The sequence below is a fragment of the Mycolicibacter sinensis genome (assembly GCF_001673565.1).
Classification (GTDB): domain Bacteria; phylum Actinomycetota; class Actinomycetes; order Mycobacteriales; family Mycobacteriaceae; genus Mycobacterium; species Mycobacterium sinense_C.
In genome coordinates this window covers 23,347-40,858 of sequence record NZ_LZMF01000023.1, presented here as the reverse complement: position 1 = coordinate 40,858, position 17,512 = coordinate 23,347, and the positions used below count along the sequence as shown (strand labels likewise).

Below are 17,512 nucleotides of genomic sequence, written 5' to 3'. Positions count from 1 at the left end.
TGGCAGCCCCCTGCATCTCGCGCAGGGTCAGGCCCTCGGTGTTCTCGCCGGCGAAGAACTTCTCGTGCGCACCGGGCGCGGCGACCCGCTCGAAGGTCGGATTAGGGATGAAGTCACTGACGCGATTGTTGATGATGATCCGGGTCTGGCGGCCGATCTGGGCGAATTGGACTGCCCGCGAATACTTTTCCGGGAGGTACTTCGTCAACGAGTCAGGGGTCTCATACATGTGCTGGTCGGCATCGAAGATCGGTGCGTCACGAAACTGGCTCATGGCTGGTTCCTTTCTCTCCGCGAGCAGACATGAAAGCCCCCAAAATCACAGCGAATTGGGGGCTTTCACGTCTGCTCGCGGTAATTAAGTCGTCAGGATGGTCGCCGCCGCGGTGCCCGGTGCGCCGTAGAGTTGGGCGAACCCGACCTTGGGTTCGCCGGGAACCTGCCGGTCGCCGGCTTCGCCACGCAACTGGCGCACCAGCTCGTGGATCTGGCGCAGCCCGGAGGCGCCGATCGGCTCGCCGTTGGCGATCAGCCCGCCGTCGGTGTTGACCGGCATCGATCCGGAGATCTCGGTCGCACCCTCGGCGAGCAGCTTCTCCTGGTCGCCGTCGGCGCAGAAACCGCACTCGGCCATGTGGATGATCTCCGCGCCGGCATCGGTGTCCTGCAGCTGGATCACGTCGACGTCTTCGGGTGCCACCCCGGCCTTTTCGAATGCGGCCCGCGCGGCGTACACCGTCGGCGCGACATCCTCGGTAACGGGGGCGAAGGTGGTGTTGACCTCGTAGGCCCCGTAGCGACGGGTGCGCACCTCCACCGCACGCAGATACACCGGCTTGTCGGTGTAGCGGTGCGCGATGTCGGCCCGGCACATCACCACGGCGGCCGCACCCTCATCCGGCGCGCAGAACATGTACTGCGTCAGCGGATAGTTCAGCATCGTCGAACCCAGGATCTCCTCTTCGGACATCGGCTTGCGCCGGAACGCATTCGGGTTCAGGGCTCCGTTGCGGAAGTTTTTGGCCGCGACCTTGGCCAGCGTCGCTTGCGAGATGCCGTGATCATGCAGATACCGGTTGGCTTTCATGCCGAAGAACTGGGTGGTCAGGTACTGGCCGTTCTCGGCGTACCAGCGCGGCATGCCGACCAGCGCCGGGTCCTCGGTGAACGCACCGCGCGGGTGCTTGTCCAGGCCGACGGCGACGCCGATATCGTAGTCGCCCAACCGGATACCGTCCGCGCACACCTTGGCGGCGCTGGCCGCGGTGGCACAGGCGTTGAACACGTTGGTGAACGGAATGCCCGACAACCCAACCATCCCGACGATCGCGTCCGGGTTCGCCACTGTCCAGCTGCCGCCGGTGGCGGCGCCGATGTCCGCCCAGGCCACTCCGGCATCGGCGACCGCGGCGAAGATGGCATCGACGCCCATTTCCATCGCCGACTTGCCTTCGAAGCGCCCGAACGGGTGCAGGCCGACCCCGATGATGGCGACGTCGTTCATCAGCGCTGCCCCGTCGGCTGGAAGGCGAACGTGACGATCTCGTTGCCGTCGGAGTCGGCGGCGAACGGCACCATGGTCAGCTGCACCGGCATCCCGAACTGCAGCTTGTCGGGATCGTTCTCGGTGAGCCGGCCTTCCACCCGGACGACATCGCCGAGCTGCACCAGGCCGACGCCGAATGGCACGAAGTCCTTACCGGTGGGACCCAGATACGGTGGGCCGGGAGGGAAGCCCTGCGTGGTCCAGGCCACCAGGGTCCCCGTGCGGGGGAGCAACTCTCGCGCCATCTGGTCGCCGCTGCACTTCGGGCACCGTGGCTGGGCCGGGAAGACGGTGGCGTCGCAGGCCGCGCAGCGGCTGCCGACCAGCTGGGGGGCCTCATCCGGCCACGTCGAGATGTCGGGTGCTAGCGCCTTCTGCATGGGGCCTCCGCCTAACGGGTCTACTAACTGTAATACTTACAGTAAAGTATGATCGCCTGAGTTGGCCAGCGGGCTTCCGACACCGCTTGCGCGATCACGGCAAAGGCTCCAGGGATGACAGAGAACGACGGACCCGCGGCGACGAGGCGGCGCGCCCTCGTCATGGGCGCCAGTGGCAACGTCGGTGCCTGCGTCACGCGTCAACTGGTCGCCCGCGGGGATGACGTGCGGGTGTTGTTGCGTCGTTCGAGCTCCACCAGGGGGATCGACGGGCTTGACGTGGAGCGGTGCTACGGAGACATCTTCGACACCGAAGCGGTCACCGCCGCGATGGCCGACCGCGACGTCGTGTACTACTGCGTCGTCGACACCCGCGCTGAGCTTCGTGACCCCGCGCCGCTGTTCAAAACCAATGTCGAAGGTTTACGCAACGTCTTGGACGTCGCGGCGCAGGCCGACCTCGACAGGTTCGTGTTCTTGAGCACCATCGGGACCATCGCGGTAGGCCGCAACGGCGAAACCGTGGATGAGCGAACGCCGTTCAACTGGGCCGCCCAGGGCGGTGGATACATCGCCTCCCGTCGTGAGGCCGAGCGCCTGGTGCTGTCCTACGTGGCCGACCGCGGCCTGCCGGCCGTCGTCACGAACGTGTCGAACCCCTACGGCCCGCCCGACTGGCAGCCGCGGCAAGGCATGCTCGTTCAGTTCGCCGCGATGGGCAGGATGCCGGCGTACGCGCGGGGCGTGGGCTCTGAGGTGGTCGGGATCGATGACGCCGCCCGGGGAATGTTGCTGGCCGCGGAGCGGGGGCGCATCGGCGAGCGCTACATCATCTCCGAGCGGTACATGAGCCAGCGTGAAATGCTCGCCATCGCCGCCGAAGCGGTCGGAGCCAAACCGCCGCGCTTCGGCATACCGATGGCGGTTCTGCATGTCCTGGGCCACCTTGTCGGCGCCGCGGGTGCCGTGCTGGGGCGTGACTTCCCGTTCACCGCGACCGGGGCGCGATTGATGGCGTTGACGTCTCCTGCCGATCACAGCAAGGCCACCCGGGAACTGGGCTGGCACCCGGAACCGACCGAAGACGCGATCCGGCGCGCCGCGAAGTTCTACCTGGAGCGCAGCAAGACATGATCCCGTTCGTAGTTCGTCGTGACAACGACCTGGTGCCGAACGCCATCGCTCACGGCGGGTGGGGGCCGACGCTGGGAGGCCAGGTGGTCGGCGGACTGCTGGCCCGCGCCATCGAGCACCACGTCTGCGACGGCGACCTGCAGCCGGCGCGGCTGACCGTCGAGATCCTGCGCCGGGTGGCCAGCGCACCGCTGCGGGTCACGGCGTCGGTGGTCCGCGCGGGGTCGCGGATGCGGGCCATTGACGCCGCGATGACGCAGGACGGCGAGTTGGTGGCCCGCGGCTCGGCGCTGTATCTGCGTCGCGGCGTCCAGCCCGACGGTGAGTTCTTCACCACCGCGGTGACGCTGCCGCCGCTCCCGGAGGAGCCGGCACGCTTCGACGAATCGGTGCCGATGTTCATCCGGGCCTACGGCAGCGACGACGGCGAGCGCTTTCCGTGGCAACACTCGGGACCGCGCTACGCCTGGCTGCGGGAGATCCGCGATCTGGTCGACGGCGAGGAGCTCACACCGTTCGTCCGGGCGGCGATGGCCGTTGACGTCACCGCCTCGTTGACCAATTTCAGCACCACTGGTTTGGCCTTCATCAACGCCGACTACACCCTGACCCTGAGCCGGCTACCGGTCGGCCCCTACATCGGGTTGGCGGCACTGACCCACTACAGCGACGCCGGCGTGGCGACCGGATGCGCGAGCCTGTTCGACACCCGCGGCCCGATCGGCAGCGGGGTGTCCACCGCGATCGCGAATTTCAACTTCGACCCCGGACACCGGCGGGAAGACCCCACGCCCGGCTAGGCGATAGCGCCGGACTCCTTGAGTTTTTCGATACGGGCCCAGTCCATTCCGAGCTCCATCAGCACGGCCTCGGTATGCTCGGATGCCTGCGGGGCGCGGGTCGTCTCCAGCGGCTCGTGGTTGAACTGCACCGGTCCGCGGACCACCTTGAACGCCGGACCGCCGTCGCCGGCCTCGACCTCGACGACCATGTCGTTGGCGATCGCCTGCTCGTCGGACCCCAGGTCGACCAGACTCTGGAACGGCGCCCACTGGCCCTTCATCGTCTTGAGGTGCTGTCGCCAGTATTCGAAGGGCTTGGCGCCGATCGCCGCGACGATCAGCTCGCTGGCCGCGTCGGCGTTCTCCATCAGCGGCAGCACGTCGGAGAAGCGCGGGTCATCGGCGGCTTCGGGAATACCCAAGTGCTCGAAGGTGTCCCGGATGTATCCGGTCGGGCTGACGATGCACAGGTTGATGGTGCCGCCATCGGAGGTGGTGTAGTTGCCCAGGAATGGATTCGCCGGTGAGCCACCGGATTGCGGCATCAGCGCACGCATCGCTTCGCCGGTCTCCATGCCCTGGGTCACGCTGGCGCCGGCCGCCCACCACGCGGTGGATAGCAGCGAAACGTCGACCTCGAGCGCCTCCCCGGTGCGCTCACGATGCAGCAGCGCCGCGGCGATACCGCCGGCGATGTTCATGCCCCCGACCGAATCGCCGAACGCGGGAATTCCCTGGGACAGTGGCGCACCCAGCTCCTCCGGGCTCAGGGCATGGCCGACGCCGCTGCGCGTCCAGAACGCCGTGCCGTCGAAACCGCCGACGTCGCGTTCGGGGCCCTTGTCGCCGTAGGCGCTGCCGCGGGCGTAGACGATGTTCGGATTCGCTGCGCGGATGTGCTCGACGTCGAACTTGTTCTTCTTCCGGGCCCGCGGAAGGTAGTTGGTCAAGAACACGTCGGCGGTGGCGGCCAACTCGTAGAGCACCTGCTGCCCTTCGGATGTGGAAACGTCGATGCCGACGCTGCGCTTACCGCGGTTGGGGTGTTCGATCAGCGGATGCCGGTCGGGGTCGAGTTCGAAGCCACCCATCCGGATGAACCCGCGCTGGGTGTCGCCGCGCACCGGGTGCTCCACCTTGATGACGTCGGCGCCCCAGTCGGCCAGGATCGCCCCGGCGGCGGGGACGAATGTGAACTGCGCGACCTCCAGCACCCGGAACCCATCCATCACCTTGATCAACTCAGTGCGCTCCTGACATGAGACCAATTGAAGTAATCTACTGTAATGGTTACGGTTGGGCATCCGAAAGGGGCGAGGTGAGCGACGTCGGACAGCGGGCCAACAGTGTTGAGATTGGCGAACGGGCTGCTGCGGCGGCGGAGTCGCGCATGCTGATCGACGGCAAGTTGGTGGCGGCGACGTCGGGTGCGGAGTTCGACAATCGCAGCCCGGCCACCGGGCGGTTGTTGGGGGCCACCGCGGCCGCCGACCAGAGCGACATGCACCAGGCGATCGGTGCGGCCCGGCGCGCCTTCGACGACTCGGATTGGTCGACTGACCGCGAGCTGCGTAAGCGGTGCCTGGGGCAGTTGCAGTCGGCGCTGGAGGCGGAGAAGGAAGAGCTGCGCACCGAGCTGATCGCCGAGGTGGGCTGCCCGGTGATGACGACCCAACTGGCACAGCTGGATTGGCCGTTGGCGGACGCGCTGCGCTACCCGGGCCGGCTGATCGACGAGTTCGAGTGGGAGCGGCTGATCGAGGGCGGCGGGCTGTTCGGCGACCGCAACGTCCGCACCGTCGTCAAGGAGCCGGTCGGTGTGGTCGCGGCGATAACCCCGTCCAACTTTCCGGTCGAGGTGATCCTGAACAAGCTGGGGCCGGCGCTGGCGGCCGGCAACACCGTCGTGCTCAAGCCCGACCCGAACACCCCGTGGAACGCCACTCGGTTGGGGCGTCTGGTCGCTGAGCACACCGACATACCCGCCGGGGTGGTCAACGTGGTGCCCACGCCGTCGAACGAGGTCGCCGGACTGCTCGGCACCGACCCCCGGGTCGACATGGTCTCGTTCACCGGATCCACCGTGGTCGGCAAGCTGCTGGCCCGCAACAGCGCCGACACCATGAAGCGGACGTTCCTGGAGTTGGGCGGCAAGTCGGCGCTGATCGTGCTCGACGACGCCGACCCGGCCAAGGTCATCCCCGGTGCGGTCGGCGTGTGCGTGCACGCCGGGCAGGCCTGCGCGGCTACCACCCGGATGCTGGTGCACCGCTCCCTGTTCGACGAGGTGGTGGCCGCGGTGACCGCGGCGTTCGCGGCGGTCACGGTGGGCGACCCCGCGCTACCGCAGACCCTGGTGGGCCCGCTGATCAGCGCGCAGCAGAAGCAGCGGGTGCTCGACGCGATTGCGCAGGCTCGGCTCGACGGGGCCGAAATCACCACCGGTGGAGGGGGATACGAAGACCTGCCGGCTCACCTCGCCGGTGGGCACTACGTGCAACCGACGGTGATCGTCGGCGTCGATAACAGCGCGGCCATCGCGCAGCAGGAGGTGTTCGGGCCGGTGCTGGTGATCCTGCCGTTCGGCGACGACGACGAAGCGGTGCGGATCGCCAACGACAGTGCATTCGGGCTGGCCGGTGCGGTGGTCTCGGCGTCATCGGAGCGGGCCATGGCCGTGGCCCGGCGGGTGCGCACCGGGGCGATCGGCGTCAACGGAGGCATGTACTACGGCGCCGACGCGCCGTTCGGGGGCTACAAGAACAGCGGCTGGGGCAGGCAGTGCGGGATCGAGGGGTTCTCGCAGTACCTGGAGACCAAGACCATCGGTTATCGGAAACCGCGGGGGGCGTAAGGCAGCCCGCGCGGTTCGGTCATCGACTGTGCGGTTTGGTACGCCCTCATCGGTGGGTCGCGTACGAAACCGCACAGTCGGCGAGATCTAGGTGAACGTCACCGGCAGCGAGCGCGGCGACCGGAAAGGCTGACCGTAGATGTGTGGATTATCGTCGGTCACCAGCGTGATATCGCTGAGGCGGTCCAGGAGGCACTCCATCGCGACCCGCATCTCCATCCGGGCGAGATGCAACCCCATGCAGGTGTGCTCGCCGGCGGCGAACGTGATGTGCGGAATCCACTTGCGGAAGATGTCGAACTCCTCGGAGCGCTCCCACCGCGCCTCGTCGCGGTTGGCCGACCCGATGCAGACATCGACGACGGCGCCGGCCGGAATTGCGACGCCGGCCACCTCGGTGTCCCGGATTGCGGTGCGCTGCACGGTAGTCAGCGGCGTCTCGTAGCGCAGCCCCTCCTCGATGGCGGGGCCGATCAGGTCGCGGTCGGCTTGCACCGCGGCGAACTGTTCGGGATGAGTCAGCAACAGGTAAAGCAGGTTGCTGGTGGCCCGGTAGGTGGTCTCCAGCCCGGCCGGCAGCAGCAGGCGAAGGAACGAATAGATCGCCTCGTCGCTGAGTTTCTCGCCGTCGACCTCTGCGGTGACCAGATCACCGATGATGTCCTCGGTCGGATGGGACTTGCGCTTGTCCATCTGCGCCAGGAAATACTCCTTTAACGCCGCCGAGGCGGAGAAGGCGCGCTCGTAGTTGACGGTGTAGCTGATCAGCTCGATCGCGCGCTGACGGAACCACGGCAGGTCCTCTTCGGGCAGGCCCAACAGCTTCGAGATGACCCGGGTGGGGAACTCGAAGGTGAAACCGGCCACCAGGTCGGCAGAACCCGCGTCGATGAACTCGTCGATCAGCCTGTTGCAGATCGGCTGCACCACGTCGGGCTCCCAGTGCACCAACGATTTCCGCTTGAAGGCCGACGACACCAGATTGCGATGCTTGCGGTGCGGCTCGCCCTCCATCGCCAGGATGGTCGGTCCCAGGAACAACCCGATGGTGACGTCGTAGATGTGTGAGTTGAAGGAATCCGCTTCCCGGAACACCTGGTTCACGGCGTCGAAAGAGACGGCGGCGAACTGTGTTTCGGGTCGCAGCGACGCCGGGGTCTTGGAGTAGTCCATGACCGTTCCGGGGAAGACCCCGGCGTGTGCGCGCTTGCTTTCGAAGTACGGATAGGGGTTCGTAAGGTAGCCGGCCGGCTTGTCGAGTGCGGCGGCGACGTCGTCGACCTGGCTCTCCACGGCTGGTCTCCCGTCTCAAGTGAAGTAATTTACTGTAAGCATTACAGTAAACGATCGGGCCGGTGTTGCGCCAGCGTCAGGGGAGGCTGATCGGCATTCGTTTGATGCCGTGCACAAAGGTGCTGTGCAGGTACTCCGGTTCGCCGAGCGTGACCTCCGGCAGCCGGGTGAGCAGCTCATAGAACAGGTGCCGCAGCTCCATCCGGGCGACGTGGGTGCCCAGGCAGTAGTGCGCTCCGCCGCCGCCGAAGCCCAGGTGCGGGTTGGCGGCACGGGTGATGTCGAATTCGTGCGGCCGGTCGAACACCGTCTCGTCGCGGTTGGCCGAGCAGTAGAACAACGCGACCTTCTCGCCGGCCTTGATCTCGGTCCCGGCCACCTCGGTGTCCACCACCGCGTGGCGTGCGAAAGCGATCACCGGTGTGGCCCACCGCACGAATTCCTCGACCGCGGCGTCGATCCGGTTGTCGAAGTCGGCCAGCAGCCACGCGCGCTGCTCGGGGTGATCGACGAGGGCCTTGAACGCGTGCGTGGTGGTCTGCTTGGTGGTGTCGTTGCCTGCCGAACCGAGCAGCACCATGAAGGAGCCCAGTTCATCGTCGGTGAGGCGGTGGCCGTCGACCTCGGCATTGACCAGCTCGGTCATCAGATCGTCGTGCGGCTCGGCGCGGCGGCGCTGCGCCAGCTCGATACCGGATCCGGCCAACACGCCCAACTGTGTCATGACGTGTACGGCCCGCTCCTCCAGCGAGGCATACTCGTCGTCGCTACCGCTGAACAGGCATTCGGCCGCGTAGGCGACCTTCTCCTGGTCGGCGGGATCGATGCCGATCATGTCGGAGATCGTGCGCATCGGCAGCTGCCCGGAACAGCTTGCGACGAAGTCGATCTGGTCGCCGGTACGCAGTTGCGCCAGTAGGTCGTCGACGATGCTGCGAGCGTTGGTCTTGATCTGCTCCTCGATCCGGCGGACCTGTCGCGGGGTGAACCCCGAGCTGATGAGCTTGCGATACCGGGTGTGGTCGGGCGGGTCCATCGCCAGGAAGAACGTCATGTTGCGCTGGATTTCGGCCGGCATCGGATCGACGCTGACCCCTTCGCGCGAGCAGAACAGCTCTTCGTGCTGGCTGATGAACTTGATGTCGCTGTGCCGCGTCGCCGCCCAGTATCCGGTCTCCTGGTGGGGGAAGACGGCCGGCATCGGCCGGTGCCAGGTCAGGCCCTGCTCGCCGCGCAGGGTTGCGAAGGTCTCGTCGCGGGTGCGAAAGTCCTTGCCCCAGAAGTCGGGATCCGAGATGTCGAGTCGGTGGTGAGGATAGGGAGACGTCGGTGTGCTGGCTGATGAACTCAGGGTCATGGTGTCCTCTCGAAGGTCTCAGACGGTGATGGGGGCGCCGGCGGTGATCGAGGTGATGAAACCGCCGTCGACGAGAATGTCCTGCCCGGTGATCCACCCGGCGTCGGATGAGCCGAGGAAGTCGATCAGCGGCACGATGTCGTCGACGACGGCGTGCCGGCCGACCATGGCGCACACGATGTCGAGTGTTTGCTTGCCCATCGACTGCTCGAAGTCGGGCAGGATCGGTGTTTCAACCGGGCCGGGGCTGACGGTGTTGATCCGCACCCCGTACTTGGCGCGTGCGGTCGCGGCCAGCCGTTTGGCGTAGAGGATCATCGCCTGCTTGGAGGTGGTGTACACCGGGAACGCGGGGTCCTGGCCGGCCTGCCAGCGCAGAACCGACTCCGCGTCGGTGGCCTTGAGCAGTCCGTCGAGCACTTCGATGCGCTGCTCCCAGCCCAGCGCGGCCGTCGAGGCGACCGCGACCACCGCGCCGCCGGTGCGCAGCCGGGGCAGCATGCCCTCGGTCATCAGGCGCATACCGAGGTAGTTGACCGTCAGCACGTCGGCGGCCGGTGCGGTTCCGGGTACGCCGGCGACGTGGGCCAGCAGATCCCAACCGTCGCCGATCCGGCCGGTGAACTCGGCAATGGCGGCGGCATCTCGCAGGTCGCAGCAAACATGCTGCGAAGCCGGTGTCGACTGGGGGCGCACGTCGACGGCCAGAACGAAATCGCCGCGTTCGTGGAAGTGCGCGGCGGTGGCAGCGCCGATCCCCGACCCGGCGCCGACGACCACCACCTTGCGCTGCGGGTTGTTCATCCTCGCCAGCCTTCTGGAGTACCCGAAAAGTCGACAGTAAGCACGACTGTAACGAATTCGGCGCCGGCGGACAATGCTACGGTTGGCCCTACCGACAGCCCCACTGAACATCCGACCGGGGCGGCGAAAGATGCGAACAGGAGCCGAGAATGGCCGAGACCATCGGGTTCGTCGGAGCCGGCAAAATGGGCGAGCCGATGGTGCTGCGCCTTATCGGTGCGGGCTTTTCCGTGCAGGTCTACGCGCGCCGTCCGGAGGTGCGCGAGCGGCTGGCGGCCGCCGGCGCAGTGCCGGTGGAGTCGGTCGGCGCCGTCGCACGCGATGCCGGCGTCGTGATCAGCTGCCTGTTCTCCGACGCCCAGTTGAGCGAGGTCGCCACCGGTGCCGACGGGCTGCTGGCCAATGCCGGCCCCGACACGGTCGTGGTCTCGCACACCACCGGAACGGTGAGCACACTGACGAACCTGATGGCGGAATTCCCGGACGGCCCGGTGCTGGTGGATGCGCCGGTCAGCGGCGGCGCCCACGACATCGCCGCCGGCAAGCTGACTGTCCTGCTCGGCGGTCCCGACGATGCGGTGGCTCGCGCGCAGCCGGTGCTGGCCGCCTACGCCGATCCGGTCATCACCACCGGAGGCCTGGGCACCGCGCTCAACCTCAAGCTGATCAACAACGTGCTGTTCGCCGCCAATGCGCAACTCGTCGCTGCCGCCGTCGAACTGGGAAAGAACCTCGGAGTGCCCGACGCCAGTCTGTTCGCGGCCTTGGAGCAGTGCAGCGGCGGCAGCCGGGCCGCAGGGTATGTGCAGTCGGCCGGGGGAGTGGAGAGCTTCGCCAAAGTCGTTGCGCCCTTCATGCGCAAAGACGTCGCGGCCTGTATCGAGGCGGCCGCCGACCGTGGCGTCGAGTTGGGGCAGCTGCGCACGGTGGCCGAGTCCGGACCATTGGACCTGTCGTGACCGACCTGCTGAACCTGCTGGAGAAACAACGGCAGTCGTTCGTCGCCGACGGCCCGCCCGCCGCGGCGGTGCGGCGCAATCGCATCGACCGGTTGTTGGCGATGGTGCTGGATAACACCGACGCCTTCGTCGACGCGATGGCCGCTGATTTCGGCACCCGGTCCCGGTCGGCGTCGCTAGCAACTGAACTGGTCGGCATGATCCCGGTGATCGAACACACCCGATCCCACGTCAAGCGGTGGATGCGGACCGGCAAGCTGATGCGCGCGGCGCGCCTGGCGGGACTGCGCGCCGAGGTGCAGCCGAGCCCGCTGGGCGTGGTGGGGATCATCGGGCCGTGGAACTTCCCACTGCAACTGGTGGTGCTGCCCGCGGCCGCGGCGTTCGCAGCCGGCAACCGGGTGATGATCAAGATGTCCGAGATCACTGCGCACACCGCCGAATTGATGCAGCAGACCGCGCCGAAGTACTTCAGCGAAGACGAACTCGCCGTCGTCACCGGCGGTGCCGACGTGGCTGCCGCGTTCGCGGGACTGCCGTTCGACCACCTGTTCTTCACCGGCTCCCCGTCGGTGGGCGCACTGGTGCAGCGCGCCGCAGCCGAGAACCTGGTCCCGGTGACATTGGAGCTGGGCGGAAAGAACCCCGTCGTCGTTGCGCCCGGCGCCGACATCGCGCGATCGGCGAAACGGATCGCCTCGGCCCGGATGGTCAACGGCGGGCAGGTCTGCGTGTGCCCCGATTACGTTCTGGTGCCCGAACGCGAGATCGACTCGTTCATCGAGGTCGCCCGTGCGACGCTGCGGGAGATGTTCCCGACCATCGTGGCCAACGGCGACTACTGCTCCAGCGTCAATGAGGCCAACTTCGATCGCGTCGTGGGCCTGATCGAGGATGCCCGCTCGCGGGGTGCCACCGTGGAGGCCGTCGCCCCGGATGGTGAGGTGCTGCCCGATCGCGGCTCCCGCAAGATCGCTCCGACGATCGTGCGCGACGTCGACGCGACGATGCAGATCGCCGAGGAGGAGATCTTCGGTCCGGTGCTGATGGTGCAGGGATACCGCAGTCTCGACGAGGCGATCGATGAGATCAACGCGCGTCCCGCGCCGCTGGTCGCCTATTGGTTCGGCCCCGGCGACAAGGACTTCCGTGACTTCGTGCGGCGCACCAGAAGTGGCGGAGTGGCCCGCAACGACTTCGCCGCGCAGATGATCCCGTCCGGCGCGCCGTTCGGTGGCGTGGGGCGCAGCGGCATGGGCGCCTACCACGGCAAGGCGGGCTTCGACGCGTTCAGCCACTACCGGACGGTGGTCGGTTCCGATCTGCCGTTCAGCCTCACCGGGTCCGCCGCGCCGCCGTTCAAGCCCGGGATGCGCCTGTATGCCGACACGATGTTGCGCAGGGCGCGCAATCGGACGCACCGTAGGCTGGCGAAGCGCGGCTAACCCTGTTCGGCCTGCTCGCGCGCCCATCGGTAGTCGGCCTTGCCGGCCGGGCTCCGCACGATCGTCGGCCGGAAGACGATCGCCTTGGGCAGCTTGTAGCGAGCCAGCGATCCACCGGCGTGCTCGACGAGGTCGGCGGCTGTGGCGGCCACCCCTTCGGCGAGGGCCACCACGGCCACCACCTCCTGCCCCCAGCGTTCGCTGGGCCGGCCGGCGACCACCACGTCGACCACGGCCGGATGTGAGGCGATCGCCGTCTCGACCTCTTCGGCGAAGATCTTCTCCCCGCCGGAGTTGATCGTCACCGAATCCCGGCCGAGCAACTCGATCGATCCGTCTTCCAGGTGTCGGGCCCGGTCGCCGGGTACGGCGAAGCGCATGCCGCCGATCACCGGGAACGTCGCCGCCGTCTTGGCGGCATCGCCCTTGTAACCCAGTGGGACATAGCCGCGCTGACCGAGCCAACCGAGACCGTCGTGTCCGGGCTCCAGCACCGCCGCGAGATCCTCGGCCACCACGCAGGTATCCGGTCCGCCGGCGAAGGTCCCGGTGGAAACCGCACCCGAGGTCGACATGTGACGCATCTGGGCGCCGGTCTCGGAGGATCCGACCCCGTCGATCACCATGGCACCGGGCAGGGTCTCGATCACCTGCTGCTTGACGTAGGGCGTCAGCAACGCGCCGCCGTTGGCCACCACCATCAGCGACGACACGTCAGCGGTTCCCTTGCGGATCGCGTCGAGCAGTGGCCGGGCCATGGCGTCGCCGACAACGGTCACCGACAGCACCTTCTCCCGCTCGATGGCACGCACCACATCGTCGGCGTCGAAATGGTCGACAACCGAAGGGAAAACCAGGGTTTGGCCGGTGTTGATCGCGGTCATCACCGCCCACTGCGCGGCGCCGTGGATCAGTGGTGGCAGGATCATCAGCTTGATGCCGGGGTTCTCCCGGGCCGGCCCCACGATGTCGTCGATGGAGCTGACCTCTTCGGAGGTCATCAGGTTGCGGCCGCCGAAGGAGCCCATGAAGATGTCGTGCTGACGCCAGAGCACGCCCTTGGGCATGCCGGTGGTGCCGCCGGTGTAGAGCACATAGAGGTCGTCGGGGTCGGGCTGCACCGGCGGCGGCTGCGGTGAACTGTCGGCCAGTACCGTCTCGTAGTCCACCGCGCCCTCGAGCAGGGCGTTGCCGGAGTCGTCGGCGATTTGAATCAGCACCCGCAGTTGCGGCAGATCGGGGAGCACCTCGGCCAGGGTCGGGGCGAACGCGGCGTGATACACCAGTGCGGTGGCGCCGGAATCGGCCAGTAGGTACGCCAATTCGTTGCGGACGTAGCGGTAGTTGACATTGAACGGGGCCACCCTGGCCCGGAAGCTGCCCAGCAGGGTCTCGATGAATTCGTTGCCGTTGTAGGCGTAAATGCCCAGCAGGTCTTGGCCGGTCTCGTGTGCGGCCAGCTCCGATCGCGGCGTGTGACAGCCCAGGCCTTGCGAATGCAGGTAGGACGCCAGGCGGTTGGACCGATCGAGGATCTGCGCGTAGGTGTAACGCCGGTCGCCCTGGACCACCAGGTCGCGATCGGGAATTGCCGCGGCTACCGCCTCGGTGACGACCGGGACGGTGAATTGGCTCGCCACGTTTGCATCAGCTCCTCGGTGGTGGTGATCGTCGCCAACAGGGACAGGGTGTTCTCGATCATCGCAGCCCCGTACTCGGTCGGCACACCGGCCACCGCATCGCGGGGCAGAACCACCCGGTAGGAGGCGTTGACCGCGTCCATCACCAGGTTCGGGATGGCCACATTCAGCGAGACCCCCACGACGACAACCGTCGACACGCCGAGGTTGCGCAGCACCGCGTCCAGCTCGGTTCCGCCCATCGGTCCCACCCCGTGGCAGCGGCTCAGAACCAGATCCGAGGGATCGGGACCGAATTCGGACAGCAGGCTGGCGCCGGGGCTGCCCGCAGCGATACTGACCGCGCGCCGGCCGGCGGCGAAAAGGCGCGCGTTATGGTTGGAGCCCCGCCCGTCCGGGCGCCGGTGCACCAGGCAGTGCACCACCTGCACGCCGGCGGCCCGCGCCGCCGGCAGCAGCCGACCGATGTTGGGCAGTGCCTCGCGGCGCGCCTCGTCGGCGAGCACCGGCAGGCCGGCGTCAGGTCCGACGACCGCGCCCTGAAGCTCCTGGGTGACGATCGCGGTGCGCTCAGGGGCTACCAGGTCCCCCAACGTCATGCGAGGACGGTTTCGTCCGCCGGTACGTCGTAGAACTGCGTCGCCCATTTCCGCAGGGTCATAAAGGGTTTCGCGTCGGTCTTGGCCAGCGCCGGGTGCTCGATGTAGCGCTGGTAGCGCCAGATGCCCAGGTCGTCTTCCACCGTGGTCAGAAACTGCTTCTCGACGCGTTCGCGGATCTCATCCGGGGCCGTCGGGGACTCGTCGCCGGGGATTCGCGGCCACCAGATCGAATAGAACAGATCCGAGCGACCCTCATCGACCGGTGTGCAGGTGAATATCAGCCGGTGCTGCTGCACGCCTTCGAAGATGCTGATCGCCCCGCCGAGGCCGAACAGGTGCGAGTGGAACCGCAATGCCATCGCCTCGGGGTCATCGCTGTTCACGTCCGGAAAACCGGCGATGAAGTGCCATTCCCGGTCGGCCATCTTCCAGTCCAGCACCCGGGGTGTCACCGTGGCGTGGTGCACGTACTGGAAATGCGCGCTGTCGGCGGCGTTTTCGGCGACGATCTGCGGATGGACCGGTTCGCCTTCCAGGCGTCGGGAGAACTCCGGATAGGCCCGGTAGTAGTCCTTCGGGCCGGCGGTGAACTGGGGGAACTTGCCGAAGATGTCCGGCATCTCCCACTGGGGTTCTCCGCCGTCGGGATGATGCCAGAGGAAAACGCAGCCGTGCTGCTCCATGACCGGGTAGACGCGAAGGCGCAGCGCCTTGTTCGGCCGGTCCGGTTGGTAGGGGATGAATTTGTTGCAACCGTCGGGCCCCCACTGCCACCCGTGGAACGGGCACTCGACGCGCTCCTCGACCACCTTTCCGCCGTGGCCGAGGTGGGCGCCGAGGTGTTTGCAGTGTGCCTCCATCACGTGCAGCTCACCGGACTCGCCGCGGTAGGCGACCATGTCCTCGCCGAAGTAGTGCAGGGCGCGGGTCTTGCCGGCCTCGAACTCGGGTGACCAGCCGATCATGAACCAGCCGGTGACCTTCCAGGTGAACGGAACTTTCATCGCGTTTCCTCTCACGTGAGCTAACTGAATACCGTACCGTAGGGCATTCAGTAGCGAAAGAGCTGACGGGAGGCCGCCGAGATGTCGCACTCCGGCGAGGCGGAACGTTTCGACGCATTGGTCATCGGGGCCGGTTTCTCCGGTTTGTACGCCCTGCACAAGCTGCGCGAATTCGGACTGCGCACCCGAGTGCTGGAGATGGCCGAGGGGGTCGGAGGCACGTGGCTGCTCAACCGGTACCCGGGAGCACGCTGCGACATCGAGAGCATCGAGTACTCCTACAGCTTCTCCGAGGAGATCCAGCAGGACTGGGTCTGGACCGAAACCATGCCGGCCCAGCCGGAGATCGAGGCATACCTGAACTTCGTCGCCGACCGGCTCGACCTGCGCCGCGATATCGCGCTGCATACCGAGGTCGTCGCGATGAGCTACGACGACGATACCGCGATGTGGTCGGTAGCGACCGACACCGGAGAGTGTTTCCTGGCGCCGTTCGTGGTGGCCGCATCGGGAATCCTGTCGGTGCCACTGGAACCCGATATCGCCGGCATGAGCGGCTTCCAGGGGACCTCGCTGTACACCAGCCGGTGGCCCAAATCGGGTGTCGACTTGTCCGGCAAGCGGGTGGGCGTCGTCGGCACCGGGTCCACCGGCGTCCAGCTGATCCCGGTCGTCGCTCGAGAAGCCGCGCAGCTCTACGTGTTTCAGCGATCGGCGGCCTACACGCTGCCGTGGCAGGTGCGCCCCTTCGCCCCTGGCGAACTGGAGGCACTGAAGGCCGACTACGGCCGGATCCGTGCCGCCCAGCGAGAGCACCCGGTCGGCGCCGCGCGGCTGTCCGCCTTCTCGGTGCTGCTCGACATGCTGGGCCGGCCGCCGGTCAAGTCGGCGTCGCGGGACGAACAGCTACGTGCGATCGAGGAGCACGGGGTGATGGGCGCGCTGAATTGGGGCGACATCTTCTTCGACGTCGAGGCCAATCGGATGGCCGCCCAACTGTACGGCGAGGCGGTGGCCCGCATTGTGCGCGACCCGCGGACGGCGGCCGCGCTGGTACCGGCCCACCCGTTCGCCTGCAAGCGCCCGATCATCGATCAGGGCTATTACGAGACGTTCAACCGCGACAACGTGACACTGGTCGACCTGCGCGCGGAGCCGATCAGCACGGTAACGGCGACCGGTGTGCAGACCACACACGCGCACTACGACCTCGACGTGATCGTCTACGCCACCGGCTTCGACGCCATGACCGGCGCGCTGAGCCGCATCGACGTCCGCGGCCGCGACGGGGCGTTGCTTCGCGACGTCTGGGCGAACGAGGGGCCGGTGTCCTACCTGGGGCTGCAAGTCGCCGGATTCCCGAATCTGTTCACCGTCCAAGGCCCCGGCAGCCCCAGTGCGGCAACCAATTTCGTTGCCGCACTGGAGCAGCACGTGGAGTGGATCGCCGACTGCATCGCCTACCTGCGGGCCAATGGCCACCGCATGATCGAGGCGCTGCCGGCGGCGCAAGCCGAGTGGATCGAACACACCACGTCCCTGGTCGCGCCGACGGTGCTGGTTCACCCGTCGTGCAATTCCTGGTACAACGGCGGAAACGTCCCCGGCAAGAAGCGAATGTATATGGGCTATACCGGCGGGATTCCGGAGTATCGCCGCCGCTGCGACGAGATCGCTGCCGGTGGCTACACCGGTTTCACCCTGGGATGACG

At 67.2% G+C, this 17,512-nt stretch carries 15 protein-coding genes and 1 pseudogene; 6 read left to right on the top strand and 10 right to left on the bottom strand.

Annotated elements, in window-relative coordinates; all coding sequences use genetic code 11:
- The 3 genes and pseudogenes from A5648_RS04210 to A5648_RS04200 form a co-directional block, all read right to left on the bottom strand.
- A pseudogene (locus A5648_RS04210) lies at positions 1–274 on the bottom strand (amidohydrolase family protein); the annotation flags it as partial.
- An 84-nt stretch (positions 275–358) separates the two neighbouring features.
- Positions 359–1,504, bottom strand: coding sequence for a thiolase family protein (locus A5648_RS04205; protein ID WP_065023339.1), 1,146 nt, complete (start codon positions 1,502–1,504; stop codon positions 359–361).
- The gene (locus A5648_RS04200; RefSeq protein ID WP_065023338.1) at positions 1,504–1,926 is read right to left on the bottom strand and encodes a Zn-ribbon domain-containing OB-fold protein; all 423 of its coding nucleotides are present in this window, start codon (positions 1,924–1,926) and stop codon (positions 1,504–1,506) included. The genes A5648_RS04205 and A5648_RS04200 overlap by 1 nt, the downstream gene beginning before the upstream one ends.
- Before the next feature lie 114 nt (positions 1,927–2,040).
- Between A5648_RS04200 and A5648_RS04195 the strand changes: the two genes are divergently transcribed.
- Both A5648_RS04195 and A5648_RS04190 read left to right on the top strand, forming a co-directional pair.
- Positions 2,041–3,060, top strand: coding sequence for an NAD-dependent epimerase/dehydratase family protein (locus tag A5648_RS04195; protein WP_065023337.1), 1,020 nt, complete (start codon positions 2,041–2,043; stop codon positions 3,058–3,060).
- On the top strand, positions 3,057–3,860 hold the full coding sequence (locus tag A5648_RS04190; protein ID WP_065023336.1) for an acyl-CoA thioesterase domain-containing protein: 804 nt from the start codon (positions 3,057–3,059) through the stop codon (positions 3,858–3,860). The genes A5648_RS04195 and A5648_RS04190 overlap by 4 nt, the downstream gene beginning before the upstream one ends.
- Here the strand turns inward: A5648_RS04190 and A5648_RS04185 are convergent.
- Positions 3,857–5,071, bottom strand: coding sequence for a CaiB/BaiF CoA transferase family protein (locus A5648_RS04185; RefSeq protein WP_065023341.1), 1,215 nt, complete (start codon positions 5,069–5,071; stop codon positions 3,857–3,859). The genes A5648_RS04190 and A5648_RS04185 overlap by 4 nt on opposite strands.
- An 89-nt stretch (positions 5,072–5,160) precedes the next feature.
- Here A5648_RS04185 and A5648_RS04180 point away from each other — a divergent pair, with 89 nt between their 5' ends.
- Positions 5,161–6,696 (top strand): aldehyde dehydrogenase family protein, encoded by a 1,536-nt coding sequence (locus tag A5648_RS04180; RefSeq protein WP_065023335.1) that lies wholly within the window; start codon positions 5,161–5,163, stop codon positions 6,694–6,696.
- Between the two features lie 87 nt (positions 6,697–6,783).
- Here the strand turns inward: A5648_RS04180 and A5648_RS04175 are convergent, their stop codons facing one another.
- From A5648_RS04175 to A5648_RS04165, 3 genes are all read right to left on the bottom strand, one after another.
- Entirely contained in the window at positions 6,784–7,989 is a 1,206-nt protein-coding gene (locus A5648_RS04175) for a cytochrome P450 (protein ID WP_065023334.1), read from the bottom strand.
- 76 nt (positions 7,990–8,065) lie between these two features.
- Positions 8,066–9,346, bottom strand: coding sequence for a cytochrome P450 (locus tag A5648_RS04170; protein WP_065023333.1), 1,281 nt, complete (start codon positions 9,344–9,346; stop codon positions 8,066–8,068).
- An 18-nt stretch (positions 9,347–9,364) separates the two neighbouring features.
- A complete protein-coding gene (locus A5648_RS04165; protein ID WP_065023332.1) occupies positions 9,365–10,150 on the bottom strand; it encodes an SDR family oxidoreductase in 786 nt (261 codons plus the stop codon).
- 149 nt (positions 10,151–10,299) lie between these two features.
- On the opposite strand from A5648_RS04165, the gene A5648_RS04160 reads away from it, so the two are divergent.
- On the top strand, positions 10,300–11,109 hold the full coding sequence (locus A5648_RS04160) for an NAD(P)-dependent oxidoreductase (RefSeq protein WP_065023331.1): 810 nt from the start codon (positions 10,300–10,302) through the stop codon (positions 11,107–11,109).
- A 14-nt stretch (positions 11,110–11,123) separates the two neighbouring features.
- Positions 11,124–12,554: a coniferyl aldehyde dehydrogenase gene (locus A5648_RS04155; protein WP_065023340.1), complete on the top strand. Its 1,431-nt coding sequence runs from the start codon at positions 11,124–11,126 to the stop codon at positions 12,552–12,554.
- On the opposite strand, the gene A5648_RS04150 is transcribed toward A5648_RS04155, so the two are convergent.
- From A5648_RS04150 to A5648_RS04140, 3 genes are read right to left on the bottom strand one after another with little or no spacing between them, the layout of a single operon-like run.
- Positions 12,551–14,194 carry an acyl-CoA synthetase gene (locus A5648_RS04150; RefSeq protein ID WP_065023330.1) on the bottom strand — a complete coding sequence of 548 codons (1,644 nt, stop codon included), beginning with the start codon at positions 14,192–14,194 and terminating at the stop codon, positions 12,551–12,553. The two genes, A5648_RS04155 and A5648_RS04150, sit on opposite strands and share 4 nt — an antisense overlap.
- The gene (locus A5648_RS04145; RefSeq protein WP_065023329.1) at positions 14,152–14,793 is read right to left on the bottom strand and encodes a cysteine hydrolase; all 642 of its coding nucleotides are present in this window, start codon (positions 14,791–14,793) and stop codon (positions 14,152–14,154) included. Before A5648_RS04145 ends, A5648_RS04150 begins: the two co-directional genes overlap by 43 nt.
- Positions 14,790–15,800 (bottom strand): aromatic ring-hydroxylating oxygenase subunit alpha, encoded by a 1,011-nt coding sequence (locus A5648_RS04140; protein ID WP_065023328.1) that lies wholly within the window; start codon positions 15,798–15,800, stop codon positions 14,790–14,792. Before A5648_RS04140 ends, A5648_RS04145 begins: the two co-directional genes overlap by 4 nt.
- Before the next feature lie 81 nt (positions 15,801–15,881).
- Between A5648_RS04140 and A5648_RS04135 the strand changes: the two genes are divergently transcribed.
- Positions 15,882–17,510, top strand: coding sequence for a flavin-containing monooxygenase (locus A5648_RS04135; protein WP_065023327.1), 1,629 nt, complete (start codon positions 15,882–15,884; stop codon positions 17,508–17,510).
- Positions 17,511–17,512: the final 2 nt, after the last annotated feature.